Consider the following 16275-nt stretch of genomic DNA (forward strand, 5'->3'; position numbering starts at 1 on the left):
CAGAGTTTCGGTCCCGCAGGCTTGGCCAGGGAGAGGGGGCTGTCAAGGATTCGCGCCGGACTGCTAGGGTGGCGCCATGCGCGCGCTATGGGCTGTCATCCTCGGTCTGTTCCTGCTGCTGCCGTCGGGCCCGGGCCGGGCGGCCCTCGAGTTGACGCCTCTCACGATCCAGACCGCGGCGGGTTTGACCCTCAACTTCCGTGTGGAGCTGGCGCGGACCGAAGCGGAGCGAGCCCAGGGGCTGATGTATCGGGACAAGCTCGCACCCGATGCGGGCATGTTGTTCTTCTATCCGACCGACCGGCCGGTTGCGTTCTGGATGAAGAACACGCTGATCCCGCTCGACCTGCTGTTCATCGAGCGCGACGGCACGATCTATTCGATCGCGGAGCGTGCGGTGCCGATGTCCGAAGCCGCGATTCCGTCGGGCGGGCCGGTCGCGGCGGTTCTCGAGCTCAACGGGGGCAGCGTTTCGCATCTGGGCATCAGGCCCGGCGATCGGGTCCACTGCACGGTGCTGCCGCAGTCGATGCCTGACGAATAGGCCCGCTCAGAGGGCCTGGCCGGAGGCCTGGGTGACCGGCTTGGTCGGCTGCCAGTCTTCGCCCGCCGCCACGAGGCAACTGGTTCCGTCGGGGCTTGTCACGATGATGGTCCAGGTGGCGCCGCCATTGCTGGAAAACACCTCCAGCAGGCTGCCATTGCTGGCGAGGCCGAGGGCGACAGGGGCTTCCTTGTAGCGTTCTGAGAGTTGCTTCAACACATCGGCGTGGTGTCCGCAGGCCGGCTCGGCCTTGGCGGGAACCAGGGGCAGGAACAGGGTCCAGACGGCAAACAGGGGCGAAACCAGGCGCATGGCTGATCTCCTTCCTGGAGAAATGCGCCGCCCGCTCGCGGCACCATAGACGCTGGTCGTGAGGCTGGGCCCCAGAGCTTAAAAATCGACTTAAATTGCAGGCTTGCCTGGGGGTATCCGGGTTACAAAAAATATATGTATAACAATGTATTACAGAAAGATTTCACCCTCCGGTCAGGGGCTTAGTGCTTGCGCGCCAGCGTAACCCCATCACCAATCGAAACCATGGCGAGGGTCACCCTGTCGTCCTTGGCCAGTTTGTCGTTCAGCCGCCGGATCGCGACCGTGTCATCGCTCTTGTCCTGCGGATTGGCGACATCGCCACCCCACAGCACGTTGTCGATCGCGATCAGGCCGCCGGCCCGGACCAGCTTCAGTGCCCGCTCGTAATAGGCGTCGTAGTTGGTCTTGTCGGCGTCGATGAAGGCGAAGTCGAACTTGCCGGCCTCGCCCGCGGCCAGCAGCTTGTCGAGCGTTTCGGTCCCGGGCCCCAGGCGCAGGTCGATCCGGTCGGCGACGCCGGCCTCGCGCCAATAGCGCCGCGCGATCGAGGTGAACTCCTCGCTGATGTCGCAGCAGATCATGCGGCCCTGCGGCCCCATCGCTTCGGCGACGCAGAGCGAGCTGTAGCCGGTGAAGGTGCCGATCTCGAGCGCGCGCCGGGCGCCGATCAATTCGGCCAGGAGTCCCATGAACTGACCCTGGTCGGCACCGATCTGCATCATGCCGAGCGGGAGCTTGGCGGTCTCCTCGCGCAGTCGCCGCTTGATCGGATTGTCGCGAACCGAATGGGCGACCAGGTACTCATAGACATTGTCGGGGAGCCCGATATTGCGAACGGCCATGGCGGATGCTTTCGATGGAGGCAGGCTGCGGAAGGTGGGCGCGAGCGCTCGCGCGCGCTCTCAGTTCGAGCGTTTGTATTGAATGCCGCGACGCAAGGCGTCCTGGGCGACGGTCTTGCGCTGGCTGCGGTCGTTGACGTTCACCAGCATGGCATAGGGAACGCCGTCGGGACCGCGAAAGGTCTGGGTGACCTCCCAGATGATGAGCGCGGCGTCGATCTTGCGATAGCGCTCGCCCACCGCCACCACTTCTTCCCGATTCCGGTTCTTCGCAAACATCGTCGGTCGGATCCTGACGTTGGAACGGGCCGCTCCGGCCCGGGACTTCATAGGAGCAATTTGGGGGCCATATCTGCCACTCAATGGCCCGGGAATCCAGGGCTTTCGGGGAAGGCCGCGGCAACCGCCGCTCTCCCATGGAGCGGGCTTAATCGGCGAAGCGATAACGATCGATCATCGGCTTCGAGGCGACGCGCCGCTCGAGCATCGTCAGGATCTCGGGATGCCACGGGATCTTGTGGCGCGGCCGGCGTGGGGCCGCGAACACGATCGACGCGCAGGCATCGAGATAGTCCGGCGGCGCCGTCACGCCGAGAAATGCGCAGAGGCGCGACAGCTCGGCCCGCGGATCGGCGACGAGATCCTCGTGATGCACCGTCGCGACCGCATCCGCGCCGACGCGCCTGATGATCGCGCGGTTCGTCCGCAGCAGCTTGAAATATTCCGCGATGGCCGCCTTGAGCGATTGCCCATGCTGAACCATGGCGGCGATGTTGTCGTAGGGATTGCGCAGCACATGGATGAAGCGCTTGCGCTTGCCGAAGCGGCTCATCACCTGATCGAGCAAGCCGGGATTGCGCGCGATGCGCAGCGTCGTCATGCCGCCCTTCTTGTCGCCGATCACCTCGAGCTGCGTGTGCCGGCCCTGCCATTGCCCGGGCACCCGGTAGGTATATTCGCCCCAGCGCCGCCCGATCTCGCCATGCATGCGCGAGACCTCGAGCATGAGATAGAGGATCTCGCGCGGATGGAATCCCTGCTTGAGATAGAACAGCGCATCGAGCTCATGCGCGATCGCCATTTGCGGATGGGCGTCGAGCAGGCTGCCGACCAGGCTGTGGCCGCTGCGCTGATAGCCGACGAAGAGGCAGAGGGTCTTGACCTCGTCCAGCAGCGCTTTGCTGGCGATGGCGCCCGCGCGGGCTCTCTCGCGCAGCGTGGGGACATCGAGCCCCATCAGCCGCCAGAGATTCTGCTCCTCGGCGAGCCCGGCGGCGACCTTGTCGCGGTCGATGGACAGCGCCAGCGTCGCGGCGGCGCCGGCACGGGGACGCTGCGAAGGGGCCTCGACAGCGGCGGGAACGACACCGGATTCGCCGCCGCCGGCATTCCCGCCATTGCGCTCGCGTCTCCGCTTGGCGGCTGGTTTTGACCGGGTCCCCAGATTTGCCAAATCGCCCCCGCGTGGCTGGGTGGTCGCGCAACGGGGAACCCCGGAACGGGCTTCCCTGATCAAATCGTAACATGACTCCCGCATCATTGGCGTGACGGGCCATATCTGAGTGAATCTGTCGGGATTAAAGGTTCATCGTGGCAAGAACAAATAAAGAACACGGAAACCTCCCTGGAACGGGAAAAATGCCCTGGGGGATGACCGAGGCCTAGGCCATGGGCGGGTATTCCCTTTATGTTCCCATGCTCCAGGGTTGCGGCTTGCGGGAGAACCCCATAATTTGCAAGCGCTTTCCGGGGACCGGGGTGTAGCTCAGTCCGGTAGAGTGCCTGCTTTGGGAGCAGGATGTCGCTGGTTCGAATCCAGTCACCCCGACCATTCCCCGGCCGCAGGCTCCCCCGAGGGAGTCCGTGGCGGCGTGCCTAACAAAAAGCGGAGCGATACTGACCATGCAGGTGCGAATTTTCCGGCCTTCGAAGACGGCCATGCAGTCGGGGCGCGCGGGCGAGCGGCGCTGGCTGCTCGAGTTCGAGCCCTCGGGGCGGCGCGAAGCCGATCCCCTGATGGGATGGACCGGGTCGGCCGACACCAACAGCCAGCTGCGGATCTATTTCGACAGCGAGGCCGAGGCGATCGCCTATGCCCGCAAGAACGGCTACGCCTATCGCATCGTCGAGCCGAAGGAACGCGTCGTCAGACCCAAGGCCTATTCCGACAATTTCCGCTACGACCGGATCAGCCCCTGGACGCATTGATGCGCGTCCGATCGATGCGTCTGACCCGGCGTACGCATGACGCCTCGTGCGCCCGTAGCTCAGCGGATAGAGCAACCGCCTTCTAAGCGGTAGGTCGCTGGTTCGATTCCAGCCGGGCGCGCCACAGCCTCCTTCGATTCCCGTCTCGTCCCTGTCGAACCGCGGCCGTGTCGTCGCGCGAAAATGCGCGAGAAATCCTGCATTTTCCGAGCGTTTTGGCGTTACCCATTTGTAATTTGAACCACCTCTTCGCCGGGGCTTCACTCACCCCGGGCGCAGGAAGCGCCTCCCTGATGCAGGTAGTCCTTGCGACGAACTGCGCCGCTTCCGGGGGTCGCCTGAACGGCTACCGAGGGACAGGCCAACCCACCCACCGGCACTCCCTAGGCCTGCCCCCAAACCACCTTCGGTCAGCCGGAGGCCCCCGGAAGCGGTGCACCTTCGCGCGGCGCCTCATAGAGGCAGCCGGGTCCGGCAAGCACAGCCACCGCTGAATCTCCCCGACCTTGAATCAGACGAATACGGAACCGCGCTCGAGATCCGTGAAGGGATAGACGCCTTTCGATATCAGGGCCGCTTCCACCTCCGCGCGGCGGTGGTTTCGGCAATGCGCGAGTTCGTCGGCCGTGATTCCGATGCACAGCAGCAGCCCTGCGGCGCGATCCCGCACCCTGAATCGTCCGAACTCCACGAACAAAAATGCGGTGATGGCCGAACCCGGTCGTACGGCCGGGCCCAGATCCATGGTTGAGCCCGGCTCGAGCTGAGCTTCCAGCGTGTAGTAGGCCAAGCGGCTGATGAGCTCGGCGCCCCAGCGTTCCGTCCCGCGGTGGCAGATCGCCAGTTCATAGTTGCCAAGGCTGTTCTTGACCTGCTCGTCGCAGCCGATCAATTCGCAGGTGGCATAGACGACCCCGGCAACATGCTCGCGAAAATGCACGACATCCGCCCGGCCGCCCGCGTCATACCCGAATTCGAAAGGGACGGGCGAGTGGCTGACCTGGCCATCATGGTTGCCGAGCACAGACACCATCGCGACCAAGCGGTCGTCCCACCAGGCCTCCCAAGATTCTTCGTCCGTGGAATCCGGCTGCGCCAACCGAACACCCCCTCGTTACGAAAAACGAGCGAGAATTCCGTCACAACCCCGGCTTGCCGGTCAAGTCGATCTTGCGCTCGACCCCGGCGCCTTAGGGTGAGACCTGGGTCAGGTTGATGATGCGCGGGCGGTTGTAGGAGACCTGATAGAGCGACGCGCTGGTGAACTTCGTGGCGCCCAGGAAGACCGGCGTGTAGTTGTAGAACACCTCGGCGACGATGAGATTTTCGCCCTGCCGCAGGGTCAATCCGGCCGGCAGCGTGGCGGTCTGGCCGGTGGTGCCGATGGCGCTGGTGGCGGCGACCGTCCCGCTCGAGGTGCGCTGCCAGGCCACCGTCGGGTCCGCGCTGGTGGGCTTCGTGACCGACGTGATGATGACGCGGCCGGTGCCGGCGAGATCGAAGGGCGCCGCGCTGTCGTCGGCGGCCGAGAACAGATCGGTGATCTGCCCCTCGGTGATGCCGTCGGCCTGGGCCACGAGATCGGCCGTCGAGGCGGCGACACGGGCCAGCTTCTGATCGAGCAGCGCGAACCTGGCGGCCTCGAAGCAGCCCAGCAGGATCATCACCAGGATCGGAAGACCGATCGCCAGCTCCATCAGCACGCTGCCGCGCCGGTCGCGGGCGAACCCGTAGATGAAAGGCAAGAGGCGCTTTCTCATCTCAGCCTCCATTGGCCACGACGGCATAGGGCTCGTTGCGCACCACCACGCTGGCGCTCATATGGAACACCCCGTTGTCGCCGAGCATGTCGGAGAGCAGCGGCGTCATCAGATGCCACTCGTAGTCGACCTTGTAGCGCACGACCTCGCCGGAGTTGCCGACGCCGGCGATGCCGCGGTCGGCGTCCCATTTCCCGTTGCCGTTGACGTCGGTGTAGTTCTCGCCGAGGTCGTATTTGCCGTTATGCAGGGGGCTGGGCGCCGCCGTGTCGACGAAGGGCTCCGGCTGGCCCACATCCTGGAAGCTGGCGTATTTCATGAAGGTGATGCTGGTGGTGGCCGGGTCCAGCATGCCGAAGGTGTTGGCGTCGATGATCGCGAGGATCTGGTCCTGCCGGGTCCCCGTGGCCGGCGTGCCGCCGGTGATGCCGTAGCGGGAGGCCTCGCGCAGACTATTTTCGACGGAGGTCGAGACGAACATGGCGACCGCCACCTCGAACATGCCGATGATCAGGAGGATCAGCGGCGGCAAGGCGAGGGCGAACTCGATGGCGGCCGCCCCCGACTGGGCGCGGGCGAACCGGCGCAGGCCGAAGAAGGCCCTGGCAGCCCTTTTCGAGACCCGGGGCACAAAAATGCCACAGCAGATAAGTGTAAGTGGCGACATGGGTTTTTACCTTCCGCTAACCATGGCGGGGATAGTGTTTGAGCCATGCAGACCATTCCCCGCATCTGCGGTCATTTGCTGCCGGCGCTGAGCGTCGCGCTGGCGCTTTCCGCCTGCTCCAGCGGCGCCGAGCCGCCGACGGTAGTGTCGTCCGCTGCGGTTGTTCGCGTGGCGGACATGACCCGCGACCAGGGCGATCTCACGAGCGCCGCTGGCCTCTATCAGAAGGCCCACGAGATCGATCCGACCGATCCGAAGCCGCTCATCCAGCTCGGTCAGACCCTGGCGAAGATGGGGTCGCCCGGCGGTGCCGCGCAGGCCTTCCGTGCGGCGCTTCAGCTCGACGGCACCAACGCCGAGGCGCTGCGCGGCCTGGGCACCGCGATGCTCAACACCAACGACGCGGAAGGCGCCATCGCGCAATACGAGAAGGCGCTCGATACCGGCGAGGATTATCGCCTCTATAACGGCATCGCGGTCGCCTACGACATGCTCGGCGATCACGCCTCGGCCCAGACCTACTACCGGACGGCCCTGCAGCTCTCGCCCGGCAATCTCGAGCTCAACAACAATCTCGCCCTCTCGCTGGCGCTCGAGGGTCGCTACCAGGAGGCGATCCCGCTCCTGGAGCAGGCGGTCACCGATCCGATGGCGACCGCGCGTTACCGCCAGAACCTGGCCTTCATCTACGGGCTCGCCGGCGAACGCGACCGCGCCCGCCAGCTGGCGGAACGCGATCTCGACGCCGCGACGGTCGAGCGCAATATGACCTATTTCGAAGTGCTCAAGGGCATGAAGGACGATCGCACCATGGCGTCGGCCCTCGGTGCCCACTACGCCGACCAGAAGCTCCAGAACGCGCCCATCGCCGCCGTGCCCGAAGCCAACGGTGCGCCCGTCGTCCCGGCGCCCGAACCCGACAGCATCACGACGGCGCCGATCAATCAGAGCGAGCTGCAGCCCGCGATCACCCCGACGGGCAGCGTCGCGGCGCCCGCAATCGAGAGCAGCGGCATCACGACCCAGCCCGCGACGGTTCCGGTGACCGACAATCCCCACGCCGAGCTGGAGAGCGGCGACGCACCCCTCGCCCTGGCGGGCGAGAGTGGGCCGTCGCCGAGCGGATATGGCATTCCCGTCGCGACCGAACCCCAGGCCGCGACTGGCGTCCCCGCGACGCAGCGCGCCGTCGGCAGCAACGGCCCGGCGCGCAACAGTGGCGATTATCGCTGAGCTTTTCATCGTCAATGCATATGCCTGAAGGCGTCGATCACCCGGAGGATGGCCGGGCCGATCAGCACGATGAAGAGCGGCGGCAGGATGAACACGATCATCGGCACCGTCATGAGCGCCGGCAGCCGCGCCGCCTTTTCCTCCGCCCGCATCATCCGTTCCTCGCGGAACTCGGCCGACAGCACGCGCAGCGACTGCGCCAGCGGCGTGCCGTACTTGTCGGACTGCAGCAGGTTGTTGACCATGCCGCGGATGCCCTTTGATTCGGTGCGCTGCGACAGATTGATCAGGGCCTGACGACGATCGGGCAGGAAGCCCAGCTCCAGCGAGGTGATCGCCAGCTCGTCGGCGAGCTCGGGGCAGGAGCGCCCGAATTCCTCCGACACGCGTTTCAGCGAGGCGTCCAGGCTGAGGCCGGCCTCGGCGCAGATCACCATCAGGTCGAGCGCGTCCGGCAGGCCTTTGCGGATCTTGTCTGCCCGCTTGATGATCGTGTTCTTCACGATGACGTCGGGGAGGAAAGCCCCCAGCAGCACGCTGCCCATGATGACTGCGAGGCGCGTCATCAGCGGCAGGTGATAGAGCTGCACGATCTGGAACAGGAACAGCGAGATGCCGCCGAAGACAAAGGGCAGCATCAGCTTCGCGAACAGGAACCGGACTAGCGCATCCGACGAGCGCCAGCCGGCCTTGGCGAGCTTGCGCTGCATCGCCTCGCTCTTGTTCGTGCGCAGGAGCTTGAAGCGGTCGACGAACTGCCGCATGCCGCCGGTCGAGAGCATGGAGCCGCGCTTGCGGTTGCCATGGACATAGTCGTGGCGCAGGGCCATGCGGCGCTGCGCCAGCTCTTTCAGCCGCCGGCCGCCGATCTCGCGGCGCAGGAAAGCGTGCCAGACCGCGACCACGGTGAGGAAGGCCGCAGCGCCCGCCATCATCGTGATCACGTCTTCCATCGTGACCCCGGGCGGCAGGTAGTCTTTGAGGCTGGGGCTCATATCTCGAACCTCACCATTTTCGCCATGATGCCGATGCCCATGCCGTAGCAGACGAAGCCGCAAGCCAGCATCACCCAGCCGCGCGGGTCGGTGAACAGCGTCATCGCGTAGCGGTGGTTCTCGGCCATGATGATGCCGAACATCATGAAAGGCAGCGATCCGATGATCCAGGCGCTGGCCTTCGCTTCCGAGGACAGCGCCTTGATTTTGAGCTTCATCTGCCGGCGCCGGCGCAAGACCTGCGACAGGTTATCGAGCGTCTCGGCGAGATTGCCGCCGGTCTCCTGTTGGATGCCCAGCGTGATCGCGAAGAAGCGGTATTCCGGGATGTCGATCCGCGCCGACGCGGCCCAGAGCGCTTCCTGGAGCGTCATGCCGAAGGTGATCGAATCGGCGATCAGCCGGAACTCGATGCCGACGGGATCGGAGATTTCACGGCCCACCGCCTTGATCGATTCCGTGACCGGCAGACCGGAACGCAGGCCGCGCACGATCAGGTCGATCGCCTCGGAGAAATAGGCGTTGAACTGATTGAGCCGGCGGCGCCCCAGAAAGCCGATATAGAGATGGGGCAGCAGCAGGCCCAGCGTGACGCCGATGAGAAGGCAGGCGATCCCCGGCCATCCCAGCCCGAGCTTGGTGCCGGCGCCCGCGACGGCGGCGATCAGGATGCAGGCCAGCGCGTACTGGCCCAGCGAGATGTTCTTGCCGGTGCGCGACAGGCGCTGGCGGATCTTGGTGGGGTTGGGCAGCACCGCGCGCGCCAGGCGCTCGAACAAGGGCAGGGGCTCGCTCGGGTCGCGACGGACCGAGAGCGCTTCCTGCTCCTGCATCCGGTTGCTCATACCCTGGGCGCGCTTGAGCCGGCGCTGCATCTGGCGCCGGTCCTTCGCGCCGGACAGCAATGCCACGAACAGCATGCCGACCGAGATCAGGCCCAGCACGAAGGCGCCGATCAGGAGGTGGGTGAGCTGGATCTCGCCGCTCATATGACCTCCAGCAGCGCCCGGTCGAGGCCGAAATAGGCGGCCTTGGGCGTGAAATGCGGCCGCAGGCCGGAGGACTTGAACTGGCCGCGCAGCTTGCCGTCCGGCTCTTCGCCTTCGAACTCGTAGGTGAAGAGATCCTGGGTGATGATCACGTCGCCTTCCATGCCGACCACCTCGACGACGTGGGTGATGCGGCGCATGCCGTCGCGCATGCGGCTGATCTGGACGATGAGGTCGATGGCGGCGGAGACCTGGGTGCGCACCGCCTTGGCCGGCAGGTTGATGCCAGCCATGCCGACCATGTTCTCGAGGCGGGTCAGCGCCTCGCGCGGCCGGTTGGCGTGGATGGTCGACATGGAGCCTTCATGGCCGGTGTTCATGGCCTGGAGCATGTCGACCGCCTCGGAGCCGCGTACCTCGCCGAGGATGATGCGGTCGGGGCGCATACGCAGGGCGTTCTTGACGAGATCGCGCATGGTGATCTCGCCTTCGCCCTCGAGATTGGCGGGGCGCGTCTCGAGGCGGACCACATGGGGCTGCTGCAGCTGCAGCTCGGCCGCGTCCTCGATGGTGACGATGCGGTCGCCATTGTCGATCATCTGCGACATGGCGTTGAGCAACGTCGTCTTGCCCGAACCGGTACCGCCGGAGATCAGGATGTTGAGCTTGGCGCGCGAGGCGATCTTCAACACGGTCGCCAACGCATCCGAGATGTTCTTCTGGCGGGCCATCACGTCGAGCGTGATGCCTTTCTTGGAGAACTTTCGGATGGAGATGCTGGGCCCGTCGATCGCCAGCGGCGGAATGATGATGTTGACGCGGCTGCCGTCCATGAGGCGTGCGTCGCACAAGGGCACGGACTCGTCGACGCGGCGTCCAACCTGGGACACGATGCGCGTGGCGACGTTCATCACATGCTGATTGTTGCGGAACTTGATGTCGGTCACGACCAGCTTGCCGCCGCGCTCGACATAGACCTGGTTCGGGCCGTTGACCATGATGTCGGTTACGGTCTCATCCGCCAGCAGCGGCTCGAGCGGGCCTAGGCCCAGCATGTCGTCCAGCAGGAGCTCGGTCAGGTCGCGCTGCTCGCGTTGATTGAGGCGGATCTTCTGCTCGGTCAGCACCTCCTGGGCGATCTGCGCCACCTGGCGGCCGAGTTCGCCGCGCTCGAGCTTGATGGCGGCGGCGAGGTCGATCCGTTCCACCACCAGGGCCTGGATCTTGTCCTTGGCGACTTCGATATGCCGCGATCCCGCGACCTTTCGCTCGGGCGTCTTGGGCGTCAGCGATTCAGCGGTCGATTGCGGCCGCAAGGCCGGCTGCGGCTCCTGCGTCGGCTCTTGTGCCGGTGCCGGTCGGGGCGAGGAGCCGGGATCGGCGGCGAGGGTGTCCTGGACAACGGCTTCGACGTCGCCCGCCGCGGCCGGCGACAGGGAAGTGCCGGCCTTCATCTCGGCCGCTGCCAGCAGATTGGTCATCAGCTGCGCGATGAGGTTGCGCCGTTCGAGCAGGTTCAGCGGAATCTGGCGGCCATCCAGCACAGTCGTGACAGCCTGGCCGACCTCGATCGCCAGGCTCTGGCGCGAGAGAGTCAGCACATCGCGGCCGGCGAAGAACCGATCCACGACTGGGTGCAGCTCTTGGGCGATGCGCGCGATAAGCTCCGAGCCGCGCGGGGCCGGAGCGGCGCGATCACGGGCGCCGTCGGGAGCCATGCGCTACTCCTTGCGGCGGCGCCACAGGCTCCATCGCCGCTTTTCTGTTGAAACGTGCCCGAGGCGTCCCGCCAATTGGCGCAGCGCAGCGGTTGTCTTGCTTGACGGCACGGCAGCAGAAAGCGGTTTGCCGGCGCTGGCTGCCTGCTGCGCGGCCTTTGGATCCTCTGGGAGGAGGAGGTCGACCTTGCGTCCCAGCGCACGCTCGAACTCCGCTCGGGCCAGGGCGGCGTCCTTGTGGACGCTGCGATTTGCGACGACCATGAGCCGGGCACTGCTGGCGACCTGCTGGATCTGTCCGTTGATGCGGATCGCGTCGCGCAGACCCGCCAGCGTGAAATCGGTGACCAGGATGATGTCCGTCGCCGCCGCCAGAACCCGCGGGCGGGCCCGGATCGCGCTGCGCGGCAGGTCGATGACGATGCATTCGGACTGGCGTTTGATCGCATCGAGCAGGATGGTCACGCCCGAGGCGTCGTAATGCACGTCTTCCTCGACCGATTCCTCGGCCGCCATGACGTGAAGATGCTCCCCGACTTTCACGGAAGCGCTGCTGATGAAGAGGCTGTCGATGCGCGCCGGATGCTCCAGCGCCTCGCGCAGGCCCCGGGTCGGCTCGATATCGAGAGCCAGGGCCACGGTGCCGTTCTGCAGATCGAGATCGAGCAGAGTCGTCGGGCGCTTCTGTTCCTGCGCCAACAACCAGGCGCAATTGACCGCGATCAGGCTCGAGCCGACGCCGCCGCGCGAGCCGATGACCGTGATGATGCGACGGCTGTCGCTCGCGCTGGTCCCGGCTGTGGGCTGTGTGATCCGGTTGATCGTGGCGGTCAGGGCCTTGTCCGTGATCGGCTTGACCATATAGTCGGCGACGCCTGCCTCGATCACCTCGTGATAGAACTGGACGTCGTTGACGTTGCCGATGGCGATGACCTTCGTGTCGTCCATGAAGGCGGCCACGATCGGCAACAGCGCGTTGAGGGGCTTGGGCGCGTCGGTGACGTCGACGATCAGCAGGCCGGGCGCCGCGTTCTCAGTCAGGAACTCCAACGCCTCGCGGCTACCGCCGTCGCGGACTTGCGACTTGCCGAAGAGCTGCTTGGCGACATTGCTCATTACGCCGTGGGTCTGGTTATCGGCGACGAACGCGATGCAGTCCAGGCGCTGCGAATTGGCAGGCTTGGGAGCCGAGGCGGCCTTGGCCGCTTCGTCTTTCTTGGGGCGCTTTTTGGCGAGGTTCAACATTGCGGGGGCCGTTAGTCGGTCGTGCTCTGCGTTACCGGCGCATAAGTCTGGCCGGCGCGGTAACGCTGGATGGAAAGGGACTGGCCCTCGGCGTCGGCCGGCGGCAGGGCGCGGCCCTGGTTGAGGTCGTTCGGATTTTCGAGCATGAGCCCCAGGTCGATCGCGTTCGCGCAGCCGGGATTGAGGATCGGCCGCATCTCATGATCGAGCTGGATGGGTGCGTTGTAACCGGGGCAGGCGATCGGGGCGACCTGGGCCTTCATCGCCACGACCGCGACCTGATCCGCATTGCCGCCCTGCATCGGGGGCGCCAGATCGACGATGAGGCCGCGCGCGGCCAGGACCCGGCGCACTTCGCCCATGCGGTCCGCCAGCAACCCGGCATCGGTGCCTTCCGGCGCGTTCGGCTTCACCGTCACCCGGGTGCCCGAGGTGATGCTTTGACGGTTGAGGAAATCGAGCAGCGAGGCTTTCTCGGCGCCGGGCAGAGCGGCCGAGCGCGGCGGAAAGCTGACAGGATGCGTCAGCGCCACCGTCTGCACCCGGGGCTCGACCGCCGGCGTCGCCTGCTTCCAGGTCGCAACGGTGATGAGGCGGTCCTGTTGCTCAGCTTCACAGCCCTGCAGGGCCGGGCTGAGGATCAAGGCGGCGAGAAGTGCGAGTGCGGAGCGGTTCATGGGAGGTCTCGGTTCCTGGGCCGCGATTACTGGACGACGAAGCCGACGGGGCCATTGGCGCCGACGGCAGGGACGGGGGCGCCGTTGGCAGTCGGCTGGTCGCCGACGGAAACCCCGGTGCCCGAGCCATAGGCGAGCTTCTGGCTGCCTTCGCTGCCGGTGGTGGCGTCGGTGGGAGCGGCCAGGCGTGGTGCCGAGACCGGCTGCACGATATAGGGCGTGACCAGGATCACGAGCTCGCTCTCCTGGCGCTGGAACTTGTCGGACTTGAAGAGGTCGCCGAGAATCGGGATATCACCCAAGCCCGGGACCTTGTCGGCGTCGACGCGCTGGTTGTTCTGGATCAGGCCGGCGATCGCGAAGCTTTGGCCGCTGGCCAGCTCGACAGTCGTCTCGGCGCGCCGCGTTGTCAGGGCGGGAATGACGAAATCGCCTATTCTCACGGCGCCGTCATTGGTAAGCGCGCTCACCTCTGGCGCCACGCGCAGGCTGATACGACGGTCGCCGAGCAGGGTCGGCGTGAAGGAGAGGCTGACACCGAACTTCTTGAACTGAACCGTGATGACGCTGGTATCGGCGGCTTGCGGCACCGGAATGGGGAACTCGCCGCCGGCGAGGAAGCTTGCGGTTTCGCCGGAGAGGGCCGTCAGGTTCGGCTCGGCCAGAACGGAGACCAGTCCTTCGGTCGAGAGCGCATCGATCAACGCGTTCAGATCGACTGCACCGTTGCTGTAGGAGATCGGGAAGCCGGTCGCGGTTTGCGCCACCGAGCCCAGCTTGACCATGTTGCTGGCGAAGGCCGGCGTCACCATGCCGAAGGCGAAGCCTGCCGTGCTGACCGCCATGTTCCAGTCGATGCCGAGCTGCTTCACCACGCTGCGCGAGACTTCCGCGACGCGAACCCTGAGATTGACCTGGTTGGCGGCGGTGACGGCGAGATGATCGATCACTTCCTCGCCCTGGCTCAGGAAGCGGGTCGTCAGCCGGCGGGCATCCTCGGCCTCGGCCGCGGTCGCGACCGCGCCGTCCAGCACGATGCCGGCGTCGACCGAGTGCGGGGTGACGTCGCCGTCGGGGACCACGCGTTTCAGCTCTTCGGTCAGGCGCGACAGGTTGTGCGCCACCACGATCGTCGAGCTGAGCAGAACCTTCTCGTTCTCGTCGACCGCATAGAGCGTGGTTTCGCCGGGCTTCTTGCCGAGGACATAGATCAGCCGCGGCGACTTGACTGCGACGTCGGCAATCTCCGGATTGGCGACGAAGACCGAGGCCGCCGGCGTGTTGATCCGCAGCAACGTTCCCTCGTTCCGCTCGATCTGGATCTTGGCGCCGGTGACGGCGACCTGCTCCTGCGCGGAGACAGGCATGACCGCGCCAAAGGCGACGGCGGCCAAGGCCGCCATGCCGAAGACCAGTCGCTGCAACAGGGAGCGCATTGCGGGGCCTTTCATTGGTCGAAGGTCAATTGCTGCACCGCGCTGCCCTGGACCACCTGCACCTGCACGGTGGATTTGCGGCCCAGCAGCCGGCTGACTTCGCTGTCGAAGGTGTAGGTCTTGCCGCGGATCGGCGGCGTGTCGTCGTCGACGGGTTCCGGAAGTGCCGATTCCGCGGGCTTGGAAACGCTGTCGTCGCCGGGGTCGCCGGCAAGCGTTTCCTCGCTCTCCCGTGCGGCTGTCGTATCCGGGGGCGTCCCCGGTTGCAGGCTGGCGATCGCGGGCGTCTGCTCGGCGGGGTCCTTCGCCAGGCTGCGCAGGCTGAACTGGACGCGCCCGATCTCGCCGATGACGGCGATCATTTCCGCCTGCTTGGGCGTGACCTCGAGCGTCGCGACCTTGCCGGAGACCGGCTGCCCCTTGATGTCATCCAGGGTCTGATCGATCGCCAGGATGCGGATATTCTCGAGCACCGTCTCGGTGGCGTGGCGGTCCTGCTTGCTGGCTTCGGTATTCGCTTCGGCCGGCAATGTCTGGGTCAGCAGCATGTCGACCCGGTCGCCCGGCAGCATCATGCCGGCGATTCCGGTGACTTCGCCCACGCCGATCGAGATCGCGCGCATGCCGGGCTTCAGCACCGCGGCGAGGAAGCCGCGTTCGCCCGGCTTCACGACCGCCGTCGCCTGCAGCGGCTCGCCGATGGCGACGCCGCGCCGGATGACGGCGCCGACGAAGTCCTCGACCTTGAACTGGGACTGCGCGAAGAAGGCGGGCGTGATGGCATTCTGCGGCCAGGCCTGCCACTTCAGATGCTCGGGCTTGAGCAGGGTGCCGGTCGGCAGATCCGCCGCGGCCACCAGGATCATGCTGTCGGCCGCGGGCAGGGGTGCCGCCACTTCGGCAACGGCCGGCTGGTCGGCGGGCTTGCGGGCGCTCAGCACGCCGCGGGTGATATAGGCGGCCGTGCCGGCGATGAGCAGGGCCGCAATGAGCAGGATCACGCTGCGTGCCGACATGGGAACACCTCAGCCTTGCATCAAAAGGGAGACGGCGACCGCGAGGCCGCCGAGGGCGATCGCCGCGCCATAGGGCAGGCTCATCTGCGCGGCGCGTTTGGCGATCGGATCGTCATGAGGGACACCCGCGGCGCTCAACCCGTGCGTGGCAGCCCAGCGCGGGGCGAGGCGCGGGGCCAGATGCCGGCGCGCCAGCATCGCCCCGGCGATGAGGCCGCCGCTGACGCCGGTGATGAGCAGGAAGAGCGGGAACAGGGCAGGGCCGGCCCAGAGGCTGACGACCGCGAACAGCTTGGCGTCGCCGCCGCCGGCCCAGCCCATGAAGAAGCAGAAGATACCGCCGGCCAGGACGAGGCCGCCGAGGATGAGCGAGGCCTGCCAGTCGATCGGCGTTGCCGAGACCAGCACATGGCCGGGATAGAGCAGCAGGATCGCGAGGCTGAGCCGGTTCGGCAGCTTGAGCGTCAGCATGTCCTGCGCCGCCGCGTAGAGCAGCAGCCCGGCATAACTGGCAATGATGAGCAGGTGGACGACCGGGCTCAACATATCAACGGTCTACCTCGTCGCGATCGGCAGGAGCGGGTGCGCCACGGCGGCGCGGCACGGGCGCTCTTCGTCAACCCTCAGCGA

General features: G+C 66.1%; 18 protein-coding genes and 2 tRNA genes. 5 read left to right on the top strand and 15 right to left on the bottom strand.

Annotated features, from left to right (window positions below):
- The first annotated feature begins 76 nt into the window (after positions 1 to 76).
- Complete coding sequence (locus FRZ44_RS11380) at positions 77 to 544, top strand: DUF192 domain-containing protein (protein ID WP_151177299.1); 468 nt, start codon at positions 77 to 79, stop codon at positions 542 to 544.
- Between the two features lie 6 nt (positions 545 to 550).
- Here the strand turns inward: FRZ44_RS11380 and FRZ44_RS11385 are convergent, their stop codons facing one another.
- From FRZ44_RS11385 to FRZ44_RS11400, 4 genes are all read right to left on the bottom strand, one after another.
- Positions 551 to 856: a hypothetical protein gene (locus FRZ44_RS11385; RefSeq protein ID WP_151177300.1), complete on the bottom strand. Its 306-nt coding sequence runs from the start codon at positions 854 to 856 to the stop codon at positions 551 to 553.
- A 182-nt stretch (positions 857 to 1038) separates the two neighbouring features.
- Complete coding sequence (locus FRZ44_RS11390; protein WP_151177301.1) at positions 1039 to 1701, bottom strand: class I SAM-dependent methyltransferase; 663 nt, start codon at positions 1699 to 1701, stop codon at positions 1039 to 1041.
- 60 nt (positions 1702 to 1761) lie between these two features.
- Complete coding sequence (locus FRZ44_RS11395) at positions 1762 to 1980, bottom strand: hypothetical protein (protein ID WP_151177302.1); 219 nt, start codon at positions 1978 to 1980, stop codon at positions 1762 to 1764.
- Positions 1981 to 2128: 148 nt separating this feature from the next.
- Positions 2129 to 3154: a sulfotransferase family protein gene (locus tag FRZ44_RS11400; protein ID WP_191908538.1), complete on the bottom strand. Its 1026-nt coding sequence runs from the start codon at positions 3152 to 3154 to the stop codon at positions 2129 to 2131.
- A 301-nt stretch (positions 3155 to 3455) separates the two neighbouring features.
- On the opposite strand from FRZ44_RS11400, the gene FRZ44_RS11405 reads away from it, so the two are divergent.
- The 3 genes from FRZ44_RS11405 (at position 3456) to FRZ44_RS11415 (ending at position 4033) form a co-directional block, all read left to right on the top strand.
- Positions 3456 to 3532: transfer RNA gene (locus FRZ44_RS11405), tRNA-Pro, on the top strand.
- 71 nt (positions 3533 to 3603) lie between these two features.
- Positions 3604 to 3909, top strand: coding sequence for an ETC complex I subunit (locus FRZ44_RS11410; RefSeq protein ID WP_151177304.1), 306 nt, complete (start codon positions 3604 to 3606; stop codon positions 3907 to 3909).
- A gap of 48 nt (positions 3910 to 3957) precedes the next feature.
- A tRNA-Arg gene (locus FRZ44_RS11415) sits at positions 3958 to 4033 on the top strand.
- A gap of 387 nt (positions 4034 to 4420) precedes the next feature.
- Here FRZ44_RS11415 and FRZ44_RS11420 read toward each other — a convergent pair.
- The 3 genes from FRZ44_RS11420 to FRZ44_RS11430 form a co-directional block, all read right to left on the bottom strand.
- Positions 4421 to 5008 carry a suppressor of fused domain protein gene (locus FRZ44_RS11420; protein ID WP_151177305.1) on the bottom strand — a complete coding sequence of 196 codons (588 nt, stop codon included), beginning with the start codon at positions 5006 to 5008 and terminating at the stop codon, positions 4421 to 4423.
- Positions 5009 to 5099: 91 nt separating this feature from the next.
- Positions 5100 to 5669, bottom strand: a complete 570-nt coding sequence (locus FRZ44_RS11425; RefSeq protein WP_191908539.1) for a TadE/TadG family type IV pilus assembly protein — start codon at positions 5667 to 5669, stop codon at positions 5100 to 5102.
- A 1-nt stretch (position 5670) separates the two neighbouring features.
- The gene (locus FRZ44_RS11430; protein WP_225308652.1) at positions 5671 to 6300 is read right to left on the bottom strand and encodes a TadE/TadG family type IV pilus assembly protein; all 630 of its coding nucleotides are present in this window, start codon (positions 6298 to 6300) and stop codon (positions 5671 to 5673) included.
- Positions 6301 to 6381: 81 nt separating this feature from the next.
- Here FRZ44_RS11430 and FRZ44_RS11435 point away from each other — a divergent pair, with 81 nt between their 5' ends.
- A complete protein-coding gene (locus FRZ44_RS11435) occupies positions 6382 to 7569 on the top strand; it encodes a tetratricopeptide repeat protein (protein WP_151177308.1) in 1188 nt (395 codons plus the stop codon).
- A gap of 11 nt (positions 7570 to 7580) precedes the next feature.
- Here FRZ44_RS11435 and FRZ44_RS11440 read toward each other — a convergent pair whose 3' ends face one another.
- Genes FRZ44_RS11440 through FRZ44_RS11475 form a run of 8 tightly spaced genes read right to left on the bottom strand, consistent with a single transcriptional unit; the run spans position 7581 to position 16191 of the window.
- Positions 7581 to 8564 carry a type II secretion system F family protein gene (locus tag FRZ44_RS11440; RefSeq protein WP_151177309.1) on the bottom strand — a complete coding sequence of 328 codons (984 nt, stop codon included), beginning with the start codon at positions 8562 to 8564 and terminating at the stop codon, positions 7581 to 7583.
- On the bottom strand, positions 8561 to 9553 hold the full coding sequence (locus FRZ44_RS11445) for a type II secretion system F family protein (protein WP_151177310.1): 993 nt from the start codon (positions 9551 to 9553) through the stop codon (positions 8561 to 8563). The genes FRZ44_RS11440 and FRZ44_RS11445 overlap by 4 nt, the downstream gene beginning before the upstream one ends.
- Positions 9550 to 11271 carry a CpaF family protein gene (locus FRZ44_RS11450; RefSeq protein WP_151177311.1) on the bottom strand — a complete coding sequence of 574 codons (1722 nt, stop codon included), beginning with the start codon at positions 11269 to 11271 and terminating at the stop codon, positions 9550 to 9552. Before FRZ44_RS11450 ends, FRZ44_RS11445 begins: the two co-directional genes overlap by 4 nt.
- Positions 11272 to 11274: 3 nt before the next feature.
- A complete protein-coding gene (locus tag FRZ44_RS11455; RefSeq protein WP_151177312.1) occupies positions 11275 to 12516 on the bottom strand; it encodes a hypothetical protein in 1242 nt (413 codons plus the stop codon).
- A gap of 11 nt (positions 12517 to 12527) precedes the next feature.
- Complete coding sequence (locus FRZ44_RS11460; protein WP_151177313.1) at positions 12528 to 13193, bottom strand: CpaD family pilus assembly lipoprotein; 666 nt, start codon at positions 13191 to 13193, stop codon at positions 12528 to 12530.
- Between the two features lie 26 nt (positions 13194 to 13219).
- The gene (locus tag FRZ44_RS11465) at positions 13220 to 14629 is read right to left on the bottom strand and encodes a type II and III secretion system protein family protein (RefSeq protein WP_191908540.1); all 1410 of its coding nucleotides are present in this window, start codon (positions 14627 to 14629) and stop codon (positions 13220 to 13222) included.
- Between the two features lie 11 nt (positions 14630 to 14640).
- Positions 14641 to 15645 carry a Flp pilus assembly protein CpaB gene (gene cpaB / locus FRZ44_RS11470; RefSeq protein WP_151177315.1) on the bottom strand — a complete coding sequence of 335 codons (1005 nt, stop codon included), beginning with the start codon at positions 15643 to 15645 and terminating at the stop codon, positions 14641 to 14643.
- Positions 15646 to 15654: 9 nt separating this feature from the next.
- Positions 15655 to 16191, bottom strand: a complete 537-nt coding sequence (locus FRZ44_RS11475) for an A24 family peptidase (RefSeq protein ID WP_151177316.1) — start codon at positions 16189 to 16191, stop codon at positions 15655 to 15657.
- Positions 16192 to 16275: the final 84 nt, after the last annotated feature.

The organism is Hypericibacter terrae, from assembly GCF_008728855.1.
In the GTDB taxonomy this organism is placed as follows: domain Bacteria; phylum Pseudomonadota; class Alphaproteobacteria; order Dongiales; family Dongiaceae; genus Hypericibacter; species Hypericibacter terrae.